We start from the raw sequence: 19,830 nt of genomic DNA on the forward strand, positions 1-19,830 counted from the left end.
TTCTTAAAGTTATATGCTTAGTTCAAGAACAATAACTTAAAAAGCAATTATTTTATGATCAATATTACCAATCAGATGATATAAAGTAATTAAAGTGTTTATGGAGAGAGGTCAAGCCTGTTTAGTAATAGTTATGATAAAATAAATTTCTTTTAAAATTGTCCTTAAACTTATATAGTTAGACTTTTTTAGGGAGGAAATTTGTTATGACTAAAATTTACAGAAACATAGTAGATGGAAAAGAATATGAAAGACAAAATGAGAAATTTATAGAAATTCATTCACCTATAGATGGATCATTATTGGGTAAAGTTGTGGCTATGAGTCAAAGTGATATTGACCGTGTTATGGAAGTATCTAAGAAGAGACAAGAAGAGTGGGCAGCTGTTCCAGTTAATGAAAAGGCAGAAATTCTTTATAAAGTTTCTAATTTATTGATTGAATGTAAAGAAGAATTTGGAACTCTTTTAGCTAAAGAAGTTGCAAAGTCTAAAAATAGTGCTATAGGTGAAGTAATTAGAACTGCTGATTTATTAAGATTTACAGCGGATGTAGCTAAATCAATGGAAGGTAGAAGTATTTTAGGAGATAAGTTCCCAGGATTTAAGAAAAATAAATTAACTATGGTTATAAGAGAACCATTAGGAACAGTTTTAGCTATATCACCTTTTAACTATCCAGTTAATTTAGCAGCTTCAAAAATTGGACCAGCTATAATGGCAGGTAATACAGTAGTATTTAAACCAGCTACACAAGGAGCTTTAAGTGGTATTTATTTAGCAGAAATATTCCATAAAGCTGGACTTCCAGCAGGCGTTTTAAACACTGTAACTGGTAAAGGTAGTGAAATTGGAGATTATTGTGTATGTCATAAAGATATAGACTTCATAAACTTCACAGGAAGTTCAGAAATAGGAAGAAGAATTTCTAATATAACAGAAATGAAACCATTATTAATGGAATTAGGTGGTAAGGATGCAGCTATAGTTTTAGAAGATGCTGACTTAGATTTAACAGCTAAAAATATAGTTTCAGGAGCTTTTTCATATTCAGGTCAAAGATGTACAGCCATCAAAAGAGTGTTAGTTGTAGATGAAGTAGCAGATAAACTAGTTGAAAAAATAAGTGAAAAAATGAAAGGTCTTAAAATTGGTAATCCAGTATTAGTTCCAGATGCTGATATAGTGCCTTTAATAGATAGTAAGGCTGCTGATTATGTTCAAGACCTTATTGAAGATGCAAAATCTAAAGGTGCAAAATTACTTACTGGTGGACATAGAGAAGCTAATATAATTTATCCTACTTTATTTGATTATGTAACATCAAATATGAGGTTAGCTTGGGAAGAACCATTTGGACCAGTTCTACCAATAATAAGAGTTAAATCTTTAGAGGAAGCTATTAAATTAGCTAATGAATCTGAATATGGATTACAATCATCAGTATTTACTAAAGACGTTGATAAGGCTTTTGAAGTTGCCTTAAAACTACAAGTTGGTACAGTACAAGTGAATAATAAAACTGAAAGAGGACCAGATCACTTCCCATTCTTAGGAGTTAAATCATCAGGTATGGGAACTCAAGGTATTAGAAATTCAATTGAATCAATGTCAAGACCAAAGGGTATAGTTCTTAATCTACATTAAGGTTTAAATATTTTATTTAATCAAAGTATTATATCTTATAGTTTGAGAAAGCGTGAATGGTAGAGAGGTGAGTTATTATGAATAAAGTGCAAGTTGTAGAAGCTCAAGGTACTGTAGAGCCTTGGAAAGGATTTAAAGACTTTACAGTAAAGAAGAAAGTAATAGAGAGTGAAGAGATATTTACTCTTTACTTAGAGCCAACAGATGGCGGGAAGGTTGTTTTGCCAAAGGCAGGACAATTTATAGGTATAAAAGTAAAGAGCGAAGATGAAGAAATGAAAAAAGTTATAAGAATGTATAGCTTATCAATGAAGCCAAATGAAGATTATTATAGAGTGAGTATAAAGTTAGTTGAGGGTGGAAAAATGACTAACTATTTATTAAATAACATAAATGAAGGAGATATATTAGAGGTAACTCCACCAAAAGGACTTTTTACTTTAAATAAAGAAAAAGTGGATAAACCTTTGATTTTATTAGGTGGTGGAATTGGAGTAACTCCTGTATTATCCATGTTATATGATGTTGTTGGAACTAGAGATAATGTTCACTTTGTTTATTCATTAAGAAATATGAAAGTTGAGTGTTTCCTAAAAGAAATTAAAGATTATAGGGAAAAAGGCTTAATAAATGCTAATATATTCTTTACAAGACCTTTAGAAAATGAAGTTGAAGGAAAAGACTTTGATAGAAAAGGTCGTATAACAAAAGAATGGATAGCTGAGAACTTACCATTAGATGGAGAGTTTTACTTCTGTGGAAATAAAGGATTTACTGAACTTGTACAAAATTCTTTATTAGAATTAGGAGTTGAAAAAGATAATATACACTTTGAGTTTTTCTAAAAGCTTAATAAAATAATATATAAGTAATAAGGCTGTTTTAAAGATGATTAACTATCGCTTTGAAGCAGTCTTATTTAATTTAAGAGAGTAACTTTTATTAATTTTTTTAGTAGATATATATTTGAATGTTCAAAACCTACACTTTAAAATAAATTAAACTAATTTTGATGCAATTTTGTAAAAATTTCAAATTCAATAAAAAATACAGCAATAACAAAATAGCTTAAATATTTTTGAATCTTATTGTATTTTATTTCCTGTTATGTTAAAGTTAGTATTGAAATATTGATTATTCAAAGGATACTAAAAATAAATAAGTTTTTAAAGAAAGTTATTGCAACAAGTCTTGATAATACAATATTAACTTAATTTATATAATTATTATAAATATATAATAAAAAACATAAAATATATTATTAATAAGGGAGAAAACAAAATATGAGTCTAGGTTTATACTATGATGTTAGAAATGTTGTATTGGATAATATTTTTCAAGTTTTAGTAATATCAATACCTATATACTTAATATTTTTATTAATTAATAAAAGTATATGCAAAAAAACATATGTAAAAAAATATATGTATATTGTAGAATTTGCTCTAATCGGTTATATCATTAGTGTCTTAATTATAACAGAAGTATTTTCATCTAATTTATTTAATGCAACCTTTAAATTAACCCCTAATCTAATACCTTTAATAACCACTTTAACAGATTTAATTCAATATCCTGGTTCTGTGCTTTTTCAAGTTATTTTAAATATGATATTCTTTATTCCTTTTGGATTTATATTGATGTTTTTTTCTATAAATGAATATAAACTAATAAAAATATTAAGTAGTGCTTTTATTTTTTCAAGTATAGTAGAAATGGCTCAATATTTTTCGGGAAGATATGCTGATATTGATGATGTTATATGGAATACACTAGGTGCATTAGTAGGAATTATAATATTTAAATTATTACAAAAAATATTTAAGTCTAAATTTTCAAAAATTAATTTTCAAGTCTAATTATAGAAGTATTATACAAATGAGTGTAGATTGATAAAGAATAAATTATCATTACTTTTTTTCATCTGCCGAGATAGCTAGATAAAAGGCAGGGAGGATGTATCTGTAATTTGGTACATCCTCTTTTTTCATGTATGGATAGTTGATAGGGGATTATTAAAAGAGGAGGAAAAGTATATTATTGTTATTACTTAAGTATAATTAAAAGAATAATTCTACTTAAAGGAGACACTTAAATAATGATTAAAGATATAATTACATTATTTATGAGCAAAAGGGAATTTTTTGTAGAGCTTCTCTTAGAACACTTAGGTATTTCATTAATATCTATAATTATTGCAAGCTGTATTGGATTGATTATAGGAATAATAGTTAGTGAAAAGGAAAAAAGCTCAAAATTTATTTTAGGAATAATTAATTTCCTTTACACAATTCCATCAATATCTCTCTTAGGTTTTTTAATTCCCTTTTCAGGGATAGGGAATAAAACAGCTATAATTGCTTTAACAATTTATGCACTTTTACCTATGGTTAGAAATACTTATACAGGTATAAGTAATGTTGATAAGAGGCTTATAGAAGCAGCAGAGGGAATGGGGAGTACAAAGATGCAAATACTGTTTAAGTTAAAGTTACCTTTAGCTGTGCCAGTAATAATGTCTGGATTACGTAATATGGCAACTATGACCATAGCTCTTGGTGGTATTGCTTCTTTTATAGGGGCAGGAGGTTTAGGGGTAGCCATTTATAGAGGAATAACAACAAATAATTCAATAATGACCATAACAGGAAGCTTATTAATAGCATTTTTAGCTTTAGGAGTAGATTTTATTTTAGGAGTAATTGAGAGGGCTTTCTGTAAAAGAAAAACACTTAGGAATAATAAAAAAACAAGTACTTTAATTTTAATAGGACTAATAATCATAGTAGTTTTAGGAGCTTCTATGAATATTGGAAAAAAAGACAGTATTAACATAGGAACTAAACCAATGACAGAGCAATATATAATTAGTTCTATGTTAAAGGAGGTTATTGAACAAGAAACAGACTTAAGTGTAAATTTAACACAAGGTGTAGGAGGAGGAACAGCTAATATTATGCCAGCAATGGAAAAGGGTGAATTTCATATGTATCCAGAGTATACCTGTACAGGATGGAATATGGTGTTAAAACATGAGGGCTTTTATGATGAAACTATGTATGAAAAATTAAAGGAAGAATATAAGGAAAAATATAATTTTACTTGGACTGGTATTTGGGGATTCAATGATTCTTTTGGTTTAGCAGTTAGAAAAGATATTGCTGAAAAATATAACTTAAAAACTTATTCAGACCTTGCAAAAATATCAGATAAACTTACTTTTGGAGCTGAATATGATTTTTATGAAAGACCAGATGGGTATAAAGCTTTTTGTGAAAAATATGGGTTTAATTTTAAAGATACAAAAGACTTAGATATAGGACTAAAGTATAAGGCAATCAATGAAGGTAAGGTTGACGTTATGGATGTATTTACTACAGATGGACAACTATCCAATGCTGAAGTTGTAGTTTTAGAAGATGATAAAAACTTTTTTTCTTCATCTATGTGTGCTATGGTTGTAAGAAATGATATTTTAGAAAAGTATCCAGAGCTTAATGACGTATTTAAGAAAATAGAGGGAATTTTAAATGATGAAAAGATGGCTGAACTAAATTATGAAGTAGAAACTAAAGGTAGAGAAGCAGAAGAGGTGGCTCATGAATTTTTAGTTGATTTAGGAATTATTAAATAAGGGGTTTGCATATGGAGTGTATAATCAAATTTGAAAATATAAAAAAGATTTATGGAAATAAGGTTATTATTGAAAATTTTAATCTTGATATAAATAAAGGTGAATTTTTAACTGTTATAGGTAGTTCAGGATGTGGGAAAACAACAATATTAAAAATGATAAACGGATTAGTAAAAGCTGAATCGGGAAATATTTTCATTAAAGGAAAAAATATAGACAATGAAGATATTATATCTTTACGAAGAAATATAGGTTATGCAATACAAGGTTCTGTATTATTTCCTCATATGACAGTGGAAAAAAATATAGCTTATGTACCAAATCTTTTAAATAAAAAAGATAAAACTAAAACTATAAATGCAGTGGAAAAATGGATAAATATAGTGAGACTTGATGAGGATATGCTAAAAAGATATCCAGATGAATTGTCAGGAGGACAGCAGCAAAGAGTGGGAATAGCAAGGGCTTTAGCAGCTTCCCCAGATATACTTTTAATGGATGAGCCTTTTGGTGCTGTTGATGAAATAACTAAAATGCAGCTTCAAGAAGAAATAATGAGAATTCATAGAGAAACTGGAATAACAATTATATTTGTAACACATGATATTTCAGAGGCTATTAAATTAGGTACGAAAGTATTAGTAATGAATGAAGGGAAAATAGAACAATACGGTACCAGTAAAGAAATATTAAAGAATCCAGCTACAGACTTTGTTAAAAAATTAATAGATAGGGAAATGAGAATTTATGAACTATTAGATGATAAACAATCACAGAGTGAGAGTTAAAACATTATAATTCATTAGATGATTATTTCAAATAATGGTAAAATATACAATGATATGTTAATATTATTGTATATTTTATATTAAAAGGGGCGTTATCAATGAAGAAGATTTTGATTAGTTTTTTGACTATTGTTTTATGTACAACCTTAGTAAGTTGTGGTGAAAATAATAAATCAACAAAGAGTTCTTCAGAAAAGAGTACAGTTGAAGAGGTTAATAATAAGGATAATAAACCAGAGGAAAAGGAAGAACAGAATAAAAATAATGATACTATAAACAATAAGGATAATGAAAATAAAGAAACTTCTAATGAAAAAGGTAGTTATAACAAAGAGATATTATCTGAATTTAAAAATTTAGTTAAGTTATTAAGTGAGTTTGGACAAAAAACAATGGATGTTACTACAGATGGAACTATTTCAGAGGGAGAAGAAAAAGAGGTTTTAGAAACAGTAACTAAAATAAGTAAAATAGTAGAAAGTATAGAGACTTTAAATAAAGAAAGTACAGATAAAGAATTTAAAACATTGACAAATAGCTTTGTGGAAAAGATGAAGCTTTATAGTGAAAACTTTGTAGGAGGTCTTAATAAAGATCCTGGAAAGCTAACAAGTGCAACACAATATTTTAATGAAGCTGGAAATTTAGCATCAAAGGCTATAATGAGAGCAATGGAGCTCAATTAAATTTAATTTTTAGAAGCAACCTTTAATTATTGAAAAAATAACAATAATTAAGGGTTGTTTATTTTTAATAAGCTTTAGGAATACTCTTAAGTTAAACTTAATTTAATGTCATAAATTTTAAAACTTATTCTTTATTTTTACAGATGTAAAATTTAATTATTACTTTTGGAAAAAAATACTTGAAAATAGTTTTCAATTAATGTATATTGAATTATGATGAAAATGATTATCATTTAGCTTACGTTATGGAGGGGAAAATTATGATGATAAATAAAAGGCTTATAAGCCTTTGTGAGGATTCAAAGAAGTATGTAGGATTAACTGTACTGGTTAATTGGTTAGCTGTTTTATGCAATATAGGTATAGTAATTTTTATTGGTAATTTTATTAATAAAGTTTATTTAGGAGAAAAGCTAGACTTATCTAATGGTATTTTTACAGCATTAATGTCCTTTAAGGTTATAGGAAATTTATCTCTTTTTAGTGTTTTAGTTCTTATAGTAGCATTACTTTTTATTAGATATATGAGTAATAAACTTTACGCAAGATTTTCAAATTTAGCTTCAGCAAATGCAAGATGCACTTTAAGGGATGTAATTTATAGAAAGTTATTAAAGCTTGGATTAGATTATACTTCTGTAGAAAGCACATCTGCAATTGTCCAAGTTTCTGTTGAGGGTGTAGAACAGTTAGAAGTTTATTTTGGAAGATACCTACCACAATTCTTTTATTCACTTTTAGTTCCAATAACTTTATTTGTATTTATGAGTTTTATTTCAGTGAAGGCAGCTTTAGTATTTATGCTTTCAGTACCTCTTATCCCAATTTCAATTATTGCAATTATGAAAATAGCAAAAAGAATTTTAAAGGATTATTGGAAATCCTATTCTGATTTAGGGGGTACTTTTTTAGAAAACCTTCAAGGGTTAACAACTTTAAAAGTTTTTAATATAGATGAAGAAAGACATAAAAAGATGAATCTTGAAGCTGAAAATTTTAGAAAAATAACTATGAAGGTTTTAAGCATGCAATTAAATTCTATTACAATAATGGATTTAGTAGCTTTTGGAGGAAGTGCTGCTGGAATAATTGTAGGATTAATTCAATTTAGTAGAGGAGAATTATTAGTTGGAAGTTTACTTATAATAATTTTACTTTCTTCAGAATTTTTTATTCCATTAAGACTTTTAGGATCTTATTTTCATATAGCTATGAATGGAATGGCAGCAAGTGATAGAATATTTTCTCTTTTAGATGCAGAGGAGAGAGTAAAAAATACTAATGAAAATATTAATGTAGGAAATAAAGATGTTGAAGTTACTTTAAAGGATGTTGACTTTAGTTATGATGGGAAAAGAAAAGTTCTAAAAAATATTAACTTGACTGTAATTAAGGGGGGAGTAACAGCTATAGTTGGTGAAAGTGGATCAGGAAAAAGTACTGTAGCTTCTCTTATTTTAAATAATTATAAAGTTAATTCAGGAGAAGTTTTGCTTAATGGTATAAATATAGATAACTTATCAATGGAAAATATTTATGAACATATTGCTATAGTATCAACTAATAGTTACATCTTTAATGGTAGTATTCTAGACAACTTAATAATAGCTAACAAAAAGGCCAGCCAAGAAGAGATAAATGAAGCATTAAAAACAGCTAGGTTATATGACTTTGTAGAAGGTTTAAGAGATGGTTTATTAACAGATGTAGGACAAGGTGGTAGTTCATTATCAGGTGGACAAAAGCAAAGGTTAGCTTTAGCTAGAGCTATATTAGCAAATAGAGATATGATTATATTTGATGAAGCAACTTCAAATATAGATGTGGAAAGTGAAGAAGGAATTTGGGATGCTATATATGAAATTTCTAAGGAAAAAACCATATTAGTTATATCACATAGATTAGCTAATGTTAAGGATGCTAAGACAATATATGTTATGAAAAGTGGTGAAATAGTTCAATCAGGAAGTCACAATGAATTAATGACGAAGGAAGGACACTATTATAACATGGTAAGAAAACAAAATGATTTAGAATTAATAAGGGAGGTTGTTTAAAATGGAAAGAAGATCTGGCCTTCAAATCATGAAGAGATTAATTTTAGAATTAAAGCCTTTAATAGCTATTATGTTTATAACCATAACCATGGGAGTTTTAGGATTTCTAGCAGCAATATCCATAGGAACCTTTGGAGCAGTAGCTATAGGTGCTTTTATTGGAGAAATTACTTTTATAAGCGTTAAGGGTGCTGTAATTTTAATGATAGTTAGTGCATTATTAAGAGGTTTTTTAAGATATGGAGAACAACTATCAGGACATTATATTGCTTTTAAAATACTTTATATACTTAGAGATAAAATATTTCATAAGTTAAGAAAGTTAGCTCCAGCTAAGTTAGAAGGGCAAGAAAAAGGAAAATTAATTTCAATAATAACTTCAGATATTGAACTTCTAGAAGTGTTTTATGCTCATACTATAGCTCCAATAGCTATTGCCATAATAACAAATACAATAATTTCAATAATTTTATATATGATAAGCCCATATTTTGGAGTTTTATCAGCTATTTTCTTCTTAATAGTAGGGTTAGTTATACCTTATTTTTCATCAAGTTTAGGAAAAGATGCAGGAATGGAATATAGAAATATGTTCGGGGAATGCAATAACTATGTTTTAGATTCCTTAAGAGGAATAAAAGAAGTATTACAATTTAAAAATGGAGAAGAGAGATTAGAAGAAATTAATAATAAATCTCGTAAGATCAATAAAAGCTTAGAGAAACTTAAAGAACATGAAGGATTAATAAGAGCAATTACAGATTTAACTATTATGATTGCAATATTAACCTTTGTAGGAGTTGGATTTTATGAATATTCCTTAGGAAATATTACTTTTACAGCTATGATTTTAGGTATAGTAATTATAGCATCTTCCTTTGGTCCAGTAGTAGCTTTAAGTAATTTATCTAATACACTGCTTCAAACATTTGCATCAGCAGAAAGATTGTTTAACTTATTAGATGAAGAGCCATTAGTATTAGAAGTTGAAGAGGGCAAAACTATTAAAGCTCATTCTATTAACTATAATAAGGTTGACTTTTCTTATCCAAATAGAGAGGAAAAGATATTTAGTGATGCCACTGTTAATATTCAAAAAGGAGATAAAATAGCCTTAGCTGGTGAAAGTGGAATAGGTAAAAGTACCTTTGTTAAATTACTTATGAGATTTTGGGATGTTAATAAAGGTGAAATAAAAATAGGAAAAGAAGATATAAAAGGAATAGAAACAACTTCTTTAAGAAATTCACAGGTATTAGTAAGTCAAGAAACATATTTATTTAATGAATCTATATTAGATAATATAAAAATAGGAAATTTAAATGCAACTAGAGAAGAGGTTGAAATGGCTGCTAAAAAAGCATCTGTAGATAAATTTATAAAATCTTTACCTAAGGGATATGACACAAAAGTAGGAGAACTTGGTTCTAATTTATCATCAGGTGAAAGACAAAGAATTGGATTAGCAAGAGCCTTTTTAAGTAATGGTGAAATACTTATATTAGATGAACCAACAAGTAATTTAGATACTTTAAATGAAGGGGAAATATTAAAGTCTATAAAAGAGAACTGTGATGATAAGACTATAGTTTTAATTACTCATAGAAAATCAACTACAACAATTTGTGATAAAACTTATAAATTACAACAAGGAAAGCTTGTGCTTAGTTAATTTTAATTATTAGTTACTGGCAATACTCTCACTAAAAAAAATGAAGAGTATTGCATTGTAACTACATTAAAGAGAGTAATAGGTAAACTATAAGATTATATTGATAATGATAATTAATTGAAAATTAATGTATGGATAAAATTTTAAATTAAAAAAATAAATTATCTAATAAATGAGGTGTTTAGCGTGGGTAGAATTGAAAGGGAAAAAAGAACTATAGAATTAATGATAAATATTTATTGTAGAAAAAAACATAAAACAGAGAAAGGCGAACTTTGTGAGCAGTGTAAGGAGTTATTAGAATATGCAAATAAGAGATTAACTTATTGTAAGTTCGGGGATAATAAATCTACATGTTCAAGATGTCCAATTCATTGTTATAAAAAGGATATGAAGATTAAAGTGAAAGAGGTTATGAGATTTTCAGGACCTAGGTTAATTATATACAGTCCAATTGAATTTATTAAACATTTATTTAATTTGTAAACTAAGTTTAATGGAGGAGTAAGTTATGGGGAAATTTAAAAAATTCATTTATATAGCTATAGGATTAGTAGCTTTTGCTTTAGGAGCTCTAGGAGTAATGTTACCAGTATTACCAACCACACCATTTTTACTTTTAGCTTCTTTTTGCTTTGCTAAGGGGTCTAAAAGGTTTGAGATTTGGTTTACTAACACAAAGATTTATAAAAAGCATTTAGAAAGTTTTGTTAAAGAGAAAGCTATGACTTTAAAACAAAAAGTTTGTTTATTGGCTTTTGCTGATACTATGATAGCCTTTCCACTTATTATTCTAGATAACATTTATATAAAAGTATTTTTAATTATATTGGTGCTCTTTAAATTCTATTATTTTATATTCAAAATAAAAACTATTGAAGTAGACAAGAAAAAAGTTAAAAAAATTAAATAATAAAAATTGGGGGATTTTTAATGAAAAGAAAAGCTTTAGCAGTTATTTTAGCTACAACTATTACGGTGGGGTATTTACCTGTAGAGACCTTAGCAAGTGAGGGAGTAGAAATAGAAAATACAATAGAGAAAAGAAGTAAAAATTATAAAGAGGGAACTTATACAGTTGAAAATAAGGTATATAAGATAGATGCAGATAGTAATTCAGCAGCAAGAAACTATGTGGATAATCAATCTATTGTAAAAATAAGTGGAAATAGCATTACTACTACTATTGATTTTACAGAGAAAAAATTAATGAGTAATATAAAGATTAAGGTTAATGGACAAAGTGTTGATTATAAGTCCACTGATATAGATGAGAAGAAATTGAGATTAGAACTTTCATTAAATTCTTTAGATGATAAAATAGAAGTTTCAAGTACAATTAATACAGGGTTTTTCAAAATGGATGTTTCTTTTAGAGTAGTACTTGATAAATCAAGTATTCCACTTGCACCAGAAGAAAGTCCAGAGACAAAACCAGAAGAAAATCCAGAGATAAAACCAGAAGAAAAGCCCGAAACAGATTCAGAGGAAAAGCCAGAAAATAAACCAGAAGGTGATGAGGATTATGTTGAAGAAGAAAATAATGGTGGAAAGGAAGAGAATGTTACAGAAGGAATGAACAAGCCTACTGGAGGTAATGTAAATAATGGGGATACTTCAAATATAACTACTCCCTCTACAGCACCACAACAACCACAAATATCTGTAGATAAAGAAAGTAAAATATATAAGATTAAAAATGAAATAATTACTAGTAGTGCTATTGGATACAGTGCCGCTAGAGCATCAGTAAACAATATTTCTTATTTAGAAGAAATTAATGGAGAAAAATATATAACTTTAGGTTTATCACAACTTAACCTTATGAACAATATAAGATTAACTGTGGATGGAAAAAAAGTTAATTATGAGGTTGTTAGAAAAGATGACAGTAAGCATGCTATGGATATAAGATTTAAAGTTTCTAGTATAAATTCAGATGTTAAAATTACAGCTTATATTGAAATGACTTCTATGGATATTTCCTTTGGAATAGATTTTTTAGAAAATACAATGGAGTTAATAAGTAAGTCTGAAGCTAGCAAATCTTTAGGAAGTTCTAATGCAGGAAAAACTTTAGAAATAAGTGCTGCTAAGGAAAGAAGTGCAGAGGAAGGTGAAAATAGTGAAGAAAAAATAGATGAAGAAACTAAAACTGAAATTCCAGAGGCAAAGGAATATTTTAAGAAATACACTATAGAAAATGATATAGTAAGTAATAGCTCTATGGGAAAATTAATGACTAGAAAATATTTAGATAAAATAAGTATATTAGAAGAAATAGATGGGAAGTTTTATCTTACATTAAAGTTCTCAGGAACTACAGCTATGGAAAATATAAAGATAAAAGTAAATGGCATAGAAACTAAATATGAAGTTATAGCAAGTAATGAGGATGAGGGTGTAAAGGCATTTAGATTTGAAATCTCAAATATAAAAGATGATATAAGAGTATATATGTTTATAAAACCAGTAAAAATGAATATAGACTTTGGGGTAACTCTTTTAGAGGAAAGTAAAAAACTTATAGAAGAAGGTGTTATATCTGAAGAAAATAAAGTAGATTCTTCAAACAAGCTATTAAATACTTTAGTAAACTCTAATAATAATGGTGGGATAAGTCAAAGTAAAATAATAGGTACAACAGTAGCAGTAACTGTTCCATTAGTATTATTAATAGAAGGAATAATTACATTAATAAGAAGAAAAGTTAAGAAAAATAAATAGATAAGGGTGCGAGTTGTAGTAAGTTAGGACATTGTAATTTACTACAACTTATTTTTTATTAATCTTAACTTTTAAAGTACTTGAAGATATATTAATATATATAAGTGAGATTTAATATAAAAGCTTTTAAAAAGTTTAGTTTACTTTAAGGAAGCTATGAAGTTAAACTAGAAATTTAAAGATGAATCTCACATAAGTTTATCTATGACCATAAGCAGAATGAATTTGATTTTTCTTTAAAAATTATAATAGTTAATGGTTATAAGATGAATAGGTAGAAAATAAAAGGAGGACTAAGGATAAGTGGAAGATAGTTTGCTAATAGAAAAAGAATGGCTACTATTTGTTAAATATACCATACCTAGTGTTTTGAGTATGATAGGATTTTCATTGTATATTTTGGCAGATACTTATTTTGTAGCTAATGGTGTAGGGGCTATTGGACTAAGTGCTTTAAATATAGCTATTCCTGTTTATGGATTTATGGCAGCTATAGCTATTTTACTAGGCATGGGTGGATCAACACTATTTTCTATATATAGAGGAAAGGGGGATTTTGATTCAGCAAATGATGTGTTTTCAATGTCTATGTTCAATTGTGCTGTTGTAAGCACAGTAATTTTATTACTAGGAATTTTTGCTTCAAAATATATTGCTATTTTATTAGGGGCAAGTGGGATAATCTTAGATTATGTTGAAGTATATCTTAAGGTTATTATGATTTTATGTCCTTTAATGATTTTTAGTAATGTATTAATAAATTTTGTAAGAAATGATGGAAAGCCTAAAGTAGCTATGGTAGCTATGATTATAGGAACTGCTTTAAATATAGCATGTGATTATATTTTTATTTACATATTCAAATGGGGAATGTTTGGAGCTGCTTTAGCAACCTCATTTTCTCCAATTATAAGTCTTATTATAGGTTTATATTTTATAAAAAATAGTACATTAAAGCTAAAGAAATTTAAGTACAAGTATTCCATGCTAAAAGAAAGTATACATTGTGGTATTTCTAGCTTCTTATCAGAGGTATCTATTTCTGTAGTAATATTAATATTTAATATTGTCATTTTAGATATTAGTGGTGAAATGGCTGTTGCAGCTTATGGAATAATTACTAACATAGCTTTAGTATGTCTTTGTATGTTTAATGGACTTGCACAAGGTATGCAGCCTATAATAAGTACTAACTTTGGAAATAACAAGAGAACAAGAATGCTAAAGGTTTTAAAAATGGGGATTATTGTAGCTTTGATTTTAGGAATAATATTTTACGTTGTTGGAATGGTATATCCTAAAGAAATAACAGAAGCTTTTAATGGCCAAGATTCAGCTATATTAACTAATTTAACTGTAAATGGAATAAGAATATATTTTATAGCATTTATATTTATGGGAGTAAATATAGTAATTTTATCTTTTTATCAATCAATAATGAAAGCAAAAGAAGCTTTTATATTATCTGTATTAAGAGGATTTTTATTAATAGTAGTATTATTACTAATTTTAACACCTCTTTGGGGCATGAATGGAGTTTGGTTAGTAGTGCCAATAACAGAGTTAATAACTTTAGTGTTAAGTTCTATTTCCTTAATAAAATACTTAAATAGTGAGAAAAATCTTAGTATTGAAGTAGATTATAAGAAAAGTGAGGTAGTAAGTAAATAGTTAAGGAAAATAGGAAGTAAAGAAGAGTGTAAACGATTGACAAAAGCTGTGAGAACATGGTATTATCTGTTTATAGAATTAGACAAATATAGACAAGTTAATAAAATTAAGAGTAATAAAAAAGTTTAAATAGTATAAGAATATTTAATGAGGTGAATTGAGATGAAAAAATATAATAGAGTTTTTACAATAGTAATTGATTCATTAGGTATTGGAGAAATGGAAGACTCAAAGAATTTTGGAGATATAGGTGTAGATACATTAGGTAGTATAGCTAAATCAGTGGATTCTTTTAATATTCCTAATCTACAAAAAATGGGTATAGCAAATCTTCATAAAATAGAGCATGTTAAGGAAGTAGAAAAACCTTTAGGTTATCAAATGAAGTTAAAAGAAGCAAGTGTAGGTAAAGACACTATGACTGGTCATTGGGAAATGATGGGCTTACATATAACTAAAGCTTTTAAAACTTTTACAGATACAGGATTCCCAAAAGAACTATTAGATGAATTATCAGCTAGAACTGGTCATGAAATAGTAGGAAATAAAAGTGCTAGTGGAACTGAAATTCTAGATGAATTAGGAGAGCATCAAATACAAACTGGAGATATGATAGTTTATACATCAGCAGACTCTGTTCTTCAAATTTGTGGTCATGAAGAAACTTTTGGGTTAGATGAACTGTATAGATGCTGTGAAATTGCAAGAGACTTAACAATGAAAGATGAGTGGAAAGTTGGAAGAGTAATAGCTAGACCATATGTTGGAAATAAAAAGGGAGAATTTAAACGTACATCAAATAGACATGATTATGCTTTAAAACCATATGGAAGAACAGTTCTTAATGAGTTAAAAGATAATGGCTTTGATGTAATCTCAGTAGGAAAAATAAGTGATATATTTGATGGTGAAGGAATAACAGAATCAAATAAATCTAAAAGTTCAGTTCATGGAATGGAACAAACTTTAGAGATAATGGATAGAGATTTCAAAGGATTATGCTTTGTAAACTTAGTTGATTTTGATGCTTTATGGGGACATAGAAGAAATCCACAAGGATATGCTAAAGAGTTAGAAATGTTTGATGTTAATTTAGGTAAAGTTTTAGATAAATTAAATGATGACGATTTATTAATAATAACAGCAGACCATGGAAATGACCCAACATATAAAGGAACAGATCATACAAGAGAATATGTTCCATTTTTAGCTTACTCACCTTCAATGAAAGGTAACGGAGTTTTAGGAATTAAAGATAGCTTTGCTACAATAGGAGCAACTATAGCTAATAACTTTAATCTTAAAATGCCTGAAAATACAATAGGAGAATCTGTTTTAGAAGAATTAAAATAGAAAAATATATTTAAATGAAAATTAGAACCTATACAATAGACCTTTGTAAAAGGATACTATAGTATAGGTTCTTTTTATATAATTTAGAAAATTTAAGTATTGTATTTAAGTAATCTTAAAAGAACTGACTAAAGGTAGCCAGTTCTTGAAAGTTTAAAAGTATCAATTATTTATAATTTTCACAAACTATGATAAATCTGTGTTCAATACTTTCTATATATCCGTAAGTATTTAGATCTTCATTTAATTTATACAATTCTTCAAAACAATTATCTACAGAGAAATTTGGAAATTCCCATTCAATAATTTTTGCAAAATAAATTATTGCTCCAATATCTTTAAAACGTAAGTGAGGAAAATATTCTTTTGCATATAAAATTTTAAAAGAGTTTTGCTCTAATTCTTCTAACTTATTACTTAGAGTATTTTCTGGAAACAAAGGCTTGAAATCTTTTATTAATGCTTTAGATAATACTTCATTATTTTGTCCACCGACTTGTTGAGTAATGAGAATTCCATTTGGCTTTAATATTCTTCTTATTTCTTTAATATCAAAAGATGAATGTCTATTAATAACTATATCAAAACTATTATCATCAAAAGGTAAATGTGTATCAGTAAATATTTGTTTTACAGTAATTCCTAATGGTTCTAATTTTTCTTTGCATAATTTTACATTGGGTTCCCACATTTCTGTAACAGATGTATTATTATAAGGGTGATTCAAGGATAATAAAAATTCACCACCACCAGTTCCCATATCCAGTAGTTTATAGTTTGGATTTAAGTATTTTTTTAATATATCTCTATAATTCCAAGGTAATTTTTCAGTGACCCATTTATTTTCTAAATAAGAAAAGTTCCACCCTTTAAATGTAATATTCTCTTCTTTTCTCCATGCTTCTCTTAACTTACTATAATTCATAACTGTCCCTCTTTTCTTTTTATTTATTTACTAGAAATTTGGTGCAGCCACCTGATAGTATATTTAAATTTAATCTTGGTACAATCTACTATCAGTTATTATAACTGCACCAAGAAATTAATTCGATTTTTTCTCATTTTGAGAATTCACCTACTTTCAAATCCTATTTATATATTAGTTATTCAATATTATATTAACATAATTTTACATAATATTAAATCAAAGTATTTGAATATTGATATAGTTTTTATAATAAACAAATTATATTTTACAATCATCAATTATAATTTTTGGAACTTTTCCTTTTATTTTTTCCATATTTGACAATTGCATATCTGCTTCATCTAATTTATTATTTCTCATTGCGTTTTTATAAGAACAATAATATCCATAATAGTTTAATTCATAATCCTTTGAATCAAGCAATGGAACTATCAATATTTCTGGAAATAAAACATCCTCTCCATCAAATATAGTAATTTCACTTAGTTGGAAAATAGACATTTCTTCTAATTGTTCTTGACCACCATTTTTTAATCTCTTATATCTTGTTCCATCATTATATAATAATCCTGTTTTCATTTTCATCGGAATTATACACATAATCCCCATTGCAATTGGCATTAAGCTCAACATTAATAAAATAATATTTTTAGTATGGAAAAATAGAGGCAACATCAAAATTCCAAATATTATTGAAGTAAGAGGTCCTGCAAGCAATATTCTTGCCCATACCTTAATATTATCTTCTGATTTCTTAATGGGAAATGTTCCTCCAACACCACACCAAAGAGTAATATTTTTTTCTATTCCAATCTTTAATTTAGAATTTATATTTTCTCTATAAATCTTAATTGGTCCGACAACCAACATAAACAATTTCCAATGATTAATTAATCCATAAATAATGTGTCCAAGTTCATGAATTAAAGCTGATATAAAATAACAACCAATTATACTTATTATCAAAACAATATATTTCATTATTATATTATCCTCCTTACAAATTTTTATTTATGCTACCAGCGGGATTGTTACTCTATTTGATAAGTCTCTGCACTTGTCTGTTTTTAAGATGCCTAATACAAAGGTTGAGAAGATGTTTCTCTTTTCTATATCACTTTCTTTGGTATAGTTTATAAGATTATTCCATATAAGGTAAGTTATTCAAATATTTAGTGGAAACATCATTAAAACCTCTCATAAAACGTTTTAATTGACTATGAAAACTATTTTATATGTTGAATGTTATAAATACCTTTCTTTGTCTTATCCCGTTTTTAATTGTATCAACTCAATAGTAATAGAATTTGTAAATCTAACATAAGAGTTCATCTTATCTGTTACAAAGGTAGAGTTACTCTTAATTCTACCATCATAAATATGGTGTAAATCTTTTGTTGATACTCTACCAGTATTGGTGATTTTGGCAATTGATAAACCATTCCTATTTACTGCACAAGGGACACATACTTTTTCAGGTGATAAACCTCTTATATGCGTAGAATGACTACGCTTATATGCCTTGCGTGAAAGGATAAAATTCTTGCTCTTGCTATGATTTCCTTTGTACGAAATTGCGAAAAAGGTTTTGCCTGTTTCTATTATACCATCTCATTTAACATTATTTTACATATTATGAAGTGTATCTAAAATTTTATATCTCCAAATAAATGCTGTATTTCTATGAATATCACAAACTATCGTAGTTTTTCTGAGAGATAATCCATTCATCATGCAATCAATATATTTTTCCCACAATCCTTACACACGTATCTTTGAGTACCATCTTTTCTATGCACATTACGAATAATATGAATACAACCACAAAGAGAACATATACGACCATTTGTAAATCTCCCTTTGGGGTAATTATCTTTCTACTATTATTATTGCACTTTCTAGCAAAACAAGCCATTTGTTGTGACAGAGCCTTAATTTTTTATTTTTATCATCTAGTAATGTTACTTTAACTTTAGTTAGTACTGGAGCTAAAGCGATTAAAATGATTTCCTATTCTTTCTTCATATTTTTATTTCCCTTTTTTATGCATAATATAGTGTTAGTGTTTATTAAATTATACATTAATTGTAATTTAATACTATCATTTTTTAGTTTTATTAATATACTTTTTACACATAAGTTGATTTGTTATTTTTAAAATATTTATTGAAAAAAATGGATTATTAGTATATAATTAGCATACTAACTATTTAAGGGAGGAGATAATGAGTGTGGATATCAATTTAAGTTTGCTTATTAAGATAGTTGGAAAGAATTTTGATAAATGCTTAAATAATAGAGTTAGTGGTTTAGATCTTACTTCATCACAATGTAAAATACTTGGATTTTTGCATCTTAATGATGGAAAAGAAGTTAATCCTATTGATATTGAAAGAGAATTTAAATTAAAAAAACCAACAGTAACAGGGCTTTTAAAAAGATTAGAAGAAAAAGGGTTCATATCTTTAGAGCATAGTAGTAAAGATAAAAGATATAAGCAAATTATTTTAACTGAAAAAAGTAGAGAGCACCATGAACTAATGAAAAAGAACATTTTAGAAGTTGAAGAAATAATGTATAAAGGGATAACAGAAAAAGATAAAGAAGAAATGAAGAGAATACTACAAATTATAATAAAAAATACAATGTAATTAAACCCAAGGTTAAT

General features: G+C 27.4%; 16 protein-coding genes and 1 pseudogene. 14 read left to right on the forward strand and 3 right to left on the reverse strand.

Annotated elements, in window-relative coordinates:
• Positions 1-206: 206 nt before the first annotated feature.
• The 13 genes from ARA19_RS06890 (at position 207) to ARA19_RS06950 (ending at position 16,234) form a co-directional block, all read left to right on the forward strand.
• Complete coding sequence (locus ARA19_RS06890; protein WP_055070234.1) at positions 207-1,646, forward strand: NADP-dependent glyceraldehyde-3-phosphate dehydrogenase; 1,440 nt, start codon at positions 207-209, stop codon at positions 1,644-1,646.
• A gap of 77 nt (positions 1,647-1,723) precedes the next feature.
• On the forward strand, positions 1,724-2,491 hold the full coding sequence (locus ARA19_RS06895) for an FAD-binding oxidoreductase (RefSeq protein ID WP_055070235.1): 768 nt from the start codon (positions 1,724-1,726) through the stop codon (positions 2,489-2,491).
• Positions 2,492-2,929: 438 nt separating this feature from the next.
• The gene (locus ARA19_RS06900) at positions 2,930-3,505 is read left to right on the forward strand and encodes a VanZ family protein (RefSeq protein ID WP_055070236.1); all 576 of its coding nucleotides are present in this window, start codon (positions 2,930-2,932) and stop codon (positions 3,503-3,505) included.
• A gap of 239 nt (positions 3,506-3,744) precedes the next feature.
• Positions 3,745-5,280, forward strand: a complete 1,536-nt coding sequence (locus ARA19_RS06905) for an ABC transporter permease/substrate-binding protein (protein ID WP_055070237.1) — start codon at positions 3,745-3,747, stop codon at positions 5,278-5,280.
• A gap of 11 nt (positions 5,281-5,291) precedes the next feature.
• On the forward strand, positions 5,292-6,068 hold the full coding sequence (locus ARA19_RS06910) for an ATP-binding cassette domain-containing protein (protein WP_055070238.1): 777 nt from the start codon (positions 5,292-5,294) through the stop codon (positions 6,066-6,068).
• Between the two features lie 98 nt (positions 6,069-6,166).
• A complete protein-coding gene (locus ARA19_RS06915) occupies positions 6,167-6,754 on the forward strand; it encodes a hypothetical protein (protein ID WP_055070239.1) in 588 nt (195 codons plus the stop codon).
• A 260-nt stretch (positions 6,755-7,014) separates the two neighbouring features.
• A complete protein-coding gene (locus ARA19_RS06920; RefSeq protein WP_055070240.1) occupies positions 7,015-8,811 on the forward strand; it encodes an ABC transporter ATP-binding protein/permease in 1,797 nt (598 codons plus the stop codon).
• A 1-nt stretch (position 8,812) separates the two neighbouring features.
• The gene (locus tag ARA19_RS06925) at positions 8,813-10,483 is read left to right on the forward strand and encodes an ABC transporter ATP-binding protein (protein WP_055070241.1); all 1,671 of its coding nucleotides are present in this window, start codon (positions 8,813-8,815) and stop codon (positions 10,481-10,483) included.
• A 186-nt stretch (positions 10,484-10,669) separates the two neighbouring features.
• Positions 10,670-10,969 (forward strand): nitrous oxide-stimulated promoter family protein, encoded by a 300-nt coding sequence (locus ARA19_RS06930; RefSeq protein ID WP_084764317.1) that lies wholly within the window; start codon positions 10,670-10,672, stop codon positions 10,967-10,969.
• 25 nt (positions 10,970-10,994) lie between these two features.
• The gene (locus ARA19_RS06935; protein WP_055070242.1) at positions 10,995-11,396 is read left to right on the forward strand and encodes a YbaN family protein; all 402 of its coding nucleotides are present in this window, start codon (positions 10,995-10,997) and stop codon (positions 11,394-11,396) included.
• 20 nt (positions 11,397-11,416) lie between these two features.
• Positions 11,417-13,210: an NEAT domain-containing protein gene (locus tag ARA19_RS06940; protein WP_055070243.1), complete on the forward strand. Its 1,794-nt coding sequence runs from the start codon at positions 11,417-11,419 to the stop codon at positions 13,208-13,210.
• Between the two features lie 303 nt (positions 13,211-13,513).
• Positions 13,514-14,881 carry an MATE family efflux transporter gene (locus tag ARA19_RS06945; protein ID WP_055070244.1) on the forward strand — a complete coding sequence of 456 codons (1,368 nt, stop codon included), beginning with the start codon at positions 13,514-13,516 and terminating at the stop codon, positions 14,879-14,881.
• 162 nt (positions 14,882-15,043) lie between these two features.
• Positions 15,044-16,234 (forward strand): phosphopentomutase, encoded by a 1,191-nt coding sequence (locus ARA19_RS06950; RefSeq protein WP_055070245.1) that lies wholly within the window; start codon positions 15,044-15,046, stop codon positions 16,232-16,234.
• Positions 16,235-16,400: 166 nt separating this feature from the next.
• Here ARA19_RS06950 and ARA19_RS06955 read toward each other — a convergent pair whose 3' ends face one another.
• The 3 genes and pseudogenes from ARA19_RS06955 to ARA19_RS17115 all read right to left on the reverse strand — a co-directional run.
• On the reverse strand, positions 16,401-17,159 hold the full coding sequence (locus ARA19_RS06955) for a class I SAM-dependent methyltransferase (RefSeq protein ID WP_055070246.1): 759 nt from the start codon (positions 17,157-17,159) through the stop codon (positions 16,401-16,403).
• Between the two features lie 261 nt (positions 17,160-17,420).
• On the reverse strand, positions 17,421-18,143 hold the full coding sequence (locus tag ARA19_RS06960) for a site-2 protease family protein (RefSeq protein WP_055070247.1): 723 nt from the start codon (positions 18,141-18,143) through the stop codon (positions 17,421-17,423).
• A 30-nt stretch (positions 18,144-18,173) separates the two neighbouring features.
• Positions 18,174-19,027: pseudogene (locus ARA19_RS17115) on the reverse strand (IS1595 family transposase); the annotation flags it as partial.
• A gap of 360 nt (positions 19,028-19,387) precedes the next feature.
• On the opposite strand from ARA19_RS17115, the gene ARA19_RS06965 reads away from it, so the two are divergent.
• Positions 19,388-19,813, forward strand: a complete 426-nt coding sequence (locus ARA19_RS06965) for a MarR family winged helix-turn-helix transcriptional regulator (protein WP_055070248.1) — start codon at positions 19,388-19,390, stop codon at positions 19,811-19,813.
• The last annotated feature ends 17 nt before the right edge of the window (positions 19,814-19,830 follow it).

The sequence above is a fragment of the Clostridium massiliamazoniense genome, from assembly GCF_001403635.1.
Classification (GTDB): Bacteria; Bacillota; Clostridia; order Clostridiales; family Clostridiaceae; genus Sarcina; species Sarcina massiliamazoniense.

Coding starts and splice junctions, on each gene's coding strand:
- ARA19_RS06890 (WP_055070234.1), top strand. CDS start 207: ATGACTAAAATTTACAGAAACATAGTAGATGGAAAAGAATATGAAAGA.
- ARA19_RS06895 (WP_055070235.1), top strand. CDS start 1,724: ATGAATAAAGTGCAAGTTGTAGAAGCTCAAGGTACTGTAGAGCCTTGG.
- ARA19_RS06900 (WP_055070236.1), top strand. CDS start 2,930: ATGAGTCTAGGTTTATACTATGATGTTAGAAATGTTGTATTGGATAAT.
- ARA19_RS06905 (WP_055070237.1), top strand. CDS start 3,745: ATGATTAAAGATATAATTACATTATTTATGAGCAAAAGGGAATTTTTT.
- ARA19_RS06910 (WP_055070238.1), top strand. CDS start 5,292: ATGGAGTGTATAATCAAATTTGAAAATATAAAAAAGATTTATGGAAAT.
- ARA19_RS06915 (WP_055070239.1), top strand. CDS start 6,167: ATGAAGAAGATTTTGATTAGTTTTTTGACTATTGTTTTATGTACAACC.
- ARA19_RS06920 (WP_055070240.1), top strand. CDS start 7,015: ATGATGATAAATAAAAGGCTTATAAGCCTTTGTGAGGATTCAAAGAAG.
- ARA19_RS06925 (WP_055070241.1), top strand. CDS start 8,813: ATGGAAAGAAGATCTGGCCTTCAAATCATGAAGAGATTAATTTTAGAA.
- ARA19_RS06935 (WP_055070242.1), top strand. CDS start 10,995: ATGGGGAAATTTAAAAAATTCATTTATATAGCTATAGGATTAGTAGCT.
- ARA19_RS06940 (WP_055070243.1), top strand. CDS start 11,417: ATGAAAAGAAAAGCTTTAGCAGTTATTTTAGCTACAACTATTACGGTG.
- ARA19_RS06950 (WP_055070245.1), top strand. CDS start 15,044: ATGAAAAAATATAATAGAGTTTTTACAATAGTAATTGATTCATTAGGT.
- ARA19_RS06955 (WP_055070246.1), bottom strand. CDS start 17,159: ATGAATTATAGTAAGTTAAGAGAAGCATGGAGAAAAGAAGAGAATATT.
- ARA19_RS06960 (WP_055070247.1), bottom strand. CDS start 18,143: ATGAAATATATTGTTTTGATAATAAGTATAATTGGTTGTTATTTTATA.
- ARA19_RS06965 (WP_055070248.1), top strand. CDS start 19,388: ATGAGTGTGGATATCAATTTAAGTTTGCTTATTAAGATAGTTGGAAAG.